The 2,838-nt window shown below is 65.4% G+C and carries 3 protein-coding genes and 1 pseudogene; 2 read left to right on the top strand and 2 right to left on the bottom strand.

Annotated features, from left to right (window positions below; all coding sequences use genetic code 11):
• Positions 1 to 307: 307 nt before the first annotated feature.
• Entirely contained in the window at positions 308 to 607 is a 300-nt protein-coding gene (locus tag AC1DHX_RS20540; protein ID WP_476860531.1) for a hypothetical protein, read from the bottom strand.
• Positions 608 to 907: 300 nt separating this feature from the next.
• Here AC1DHX_RS20540 and AC1DHX_RS20535 point away from each other — a divergent pair, with 300 nt between their 5' ends.
• Both AC1DHX_RS20535 and AC1DHX_RS20530 read left to right on the top strand, forming a co-directional pair.
• Entirely contained in the window at positions 908 to 1,177 is a 270-nt protein-coding gene (locus AC1DHX_RS20535; protein ID WP_476860530.1) for a hypothetical protein, read from the top strand.
• 34 nt (positions 1,178 to 1,211) lie between these two features.
• Entirely contained in the window at positions 1,212 to 1,493 is a 282-nt protein-coding gene (locus AC1DHX_RS20530) for a hypothetical protein (RefSeq protein WP_476860529.1), read from the top strand.
• Positions 1,494 to 2,094: 601 nt separating this feature from the next.
• On the opposite strand, the pseudogene AC1DHX_RS20525 reads toward AC1DHX_RS20530, so the two are convergent.
• Positions 2,095 to 2,838 (bottom strand): annotated as a pseudogene (locus AC1DHX_RS20525) (carboxypeptidase regulatory-like domain-containing protein); the annotation flags it as partial.

The raw sequence follows: 2,838 nt of genomic DNA, 5'->3' as shown, positions 1-2,838 counted from the left end.
TGATCAGGTTTCATACCCACACGGTAATGCCCACCATCAGCGATCATCCGCTTGTAGGGAACTGACGCATCGACCGTCGCCCTCCGTGCGAGATAGAGGCTGGCTATGAGTGCGGTCAACGGGCTACGTCGTCGTCGAGATCAAGACCGATAAGTTCCAGCGGCATACGCCGGGAAAACTCGGCTTCTACGTCATACTCGTCGACGATGTCCTCCGCGGGGGCGTCTTGCGCGTCGGACGACGCCCATCCCGTTCATCACCTTGATCGCCGGCGGTCGACGAAGGCGGACGAGCGGCGCCGTTGCGATCAGGGATCGCAGACGAACAGGTCGACCACCTCGTAGTCGATCCGCCGGCGCACTTCGAGTTCGATCAGGGCGTCGGTATGGAACTGCTCCAGGTTGCCCAACTCCGGCGACCGCTCGAGGATCAGAACAGGATCCATCTGGTCAGCCTCCAGGCCGGACCCGGCCAGGTCGGCCACCCACGTCTTCGCGGCCATGGCCGTGAAGTTGCGGGTCTGCAGGCCGGCGCTGGACGTCGGCGTCACGATCTCGCGGGGGAGCGAACCATCCAGGACGTGGGAGAGCTGCCATACCGCAGTCAAGCGCTGCAGCTTCACCTGACCGCCGGGGCGTCCATTCGGTGATTCTTGCGCCGGGCGTTCGCCCACAACAAGGGTGCAGACCACTTGGTTGCTGGCCGTCAGCTGTGAGACCGAAACGGCCGGGACGGGAAAGATGATACGGCGGAACAGGGCGTTGGGCTCCCGTCTCCCGAGCTCCTGGTCTTCTGTTGGCCCGCCAGGATCGCCGAATAGCGCGGCACCCGCGGCGCCCGCACCTCCCCGGAAACCGCCCGGTCCCCGGATAGTCTGGTGGCAGTATCCGCCAGAGGAAGACCTGCTATGCCGCCCGAGATTCGCCAGTTCACCATGATCGTCAAAGCCCGGGGCGACGACCCGGATGCCTTCCATCCCGACGTCGAGACGCTTGGCGCCATTACGGCGGGCGGCATCAGACTCACCCGGGTCGAGATCGGCCGGACGACCGCTTCTCTCCGTGGCGAGCTCCCGGCAGGCTCGCTGGCATCCGAGGGCACCTTGGTCGCACACGTCGAAGAYGTGCTCGCCGCTGAAGGCATCGGTCTGGATCTGCTGGTCAAGTTCGACGACTGAGCAGGCGCACCAGAGGCCATCGAGGAAGGCGCCCATGTCCACCACATACATTCCCTTCACCTTGACAGCTGCCGCTCTGGAAGGCGGGGACGGACGGTTCCGCTCGGATATCTGGCAGATCACCTCAGCGCCTGTCGGAGGGGCCACCTTCACTCTGGCCAGTGCAACCGGTACGACGGCTGTGTTGAATGGGGTCATCCCCGAAAGCGGCCTCACTGTCGACGCCCCCACTCTGGCCAGCTTCCTGGCAGAACAACTGACCCGCAGCAAGGACATCCTCGTGGACCTGACCGACAAGATGCACAAAGGCCAGTAGTCCCGAACCCAGCGACGCCGCCGTTCCATCGTCGATCTGCAGTTCCTTGAACCGGCGCAGGCCCGGGACCAGATCCGGCAGGGCGGCCGCGAGCAGCCGCCCGCAGGGGTCCCCTGCAATGCCCAGCAGAACCGCAGCGCCTGCCGGTCGTGGTGGCAGCCAGTCTGCCCCGGATGTCCGGAACTCAGGAGGCTCCACCCTGGCCGCCGTTCTGCCTGTGAGCCAGGTGAAATTCGATGTGCTGACCTACCAGTGGTCGCGCAACGGTGCCGCGATCCCGGGGGCGACCGGCCCAAAAACAAGCTCACCGATGCCGACATCAGCAAGGGCCTGAAGGCTTTACAGTGAGGCTTCCCCGTACGAAGACGCCGGCGAGGCCACTACCGCCGAAATCCCCGTGAAGGGCTATGCGCGGACCTCCGGAACCCGGCAGTGTCGGGCACCAGGAGGGTCGATTCGGTCCTGACCGTCGCGCCCCGCACCTGGATTGCAGGGACAAGGCTCTCCTACCGCTGGTTGCGCAACGAGGAGGTCATCCCCGGTGCCACCGCGGCCTCTTACAAGCGTGCATCCGAGGTAAGCGTCAACGCTTCGAAAGGCCCTAGCGAATGATTTGAAGTGTCGACGCGGATGCCCGTGTGGAGGTGGTGTAGCCGGTTTTGGTTCCGGTGACCCGGACGGACAGGGTCTTGCCTGCGTCTGCGCTGCTGAGCCGGTAGGTGGCAGCGGTTGCTCCGGTGATGGCAGTGCCTGAGCGGTACCACTGGTACGTCAGGTTGACTGGGGCAGGGCCCCAGGTGCCGGGGTTGGCCGTGAGGGTGTAACCGACCCTGGTTGTCCCCGAGACGGTCGGGACCGGGGCCGGGGCAAGCGTACCTGCGGTGACTGCCGCCGTTGCGGTGGAGGACTTCGTGACCGAGGTGTAGCCGGTTTTGGTTCCGGTGACCCGGACGGACAGGGTCTTGCCTGCGTCTGCGCTGTTGAGCCGGTAGGTGGCAGCGGTTGCTCCGGTGATGGCGGTGCCTGAGCGGTACCACTGGTACGTCAGGTTGACTGGGGCAGGGCCCCAGGTGCCGGGGTTGGCCGTGAGGGTGTAACCGACCCTGGTTGTCCCGGAGATCGTCGGAACCGGGTCCGGGGCAAGCGTACCTGCGGTGACTGCGGCCGTTGCGGTGGAGGACTTCGTGACCGAGGTGTAGCCGGCCTTGGTTCCGGTGACGCTCACGGTGATGCTTGTGCCTGCGCTGGCCGAATCCAGGAGGTAGGTGGCACCGGTTGCGCCGGAAATTGCGGCGCCGTTGCGCTTCCACTGATAAGCCAGGACCGCGGCAGGACTCCAGGTGCC

It is taken from the genome of Arthrobacter sp. 05N33_2 (assembly GCF_056397425.1).
This window is presented reverse-complemented; position numbering and strand designations above follow the sequence as displayed.

Bases quoted from the DNA above. Each gene is read 5' to 3' on its own strand.
- AC1DHX_RS20530 (WP_476860529.1), top strand. From the start codon at position 1,212: ATGTCCACCACATACATTCCCTTCACCTTGACAGCTGCCGCTCTGGAA.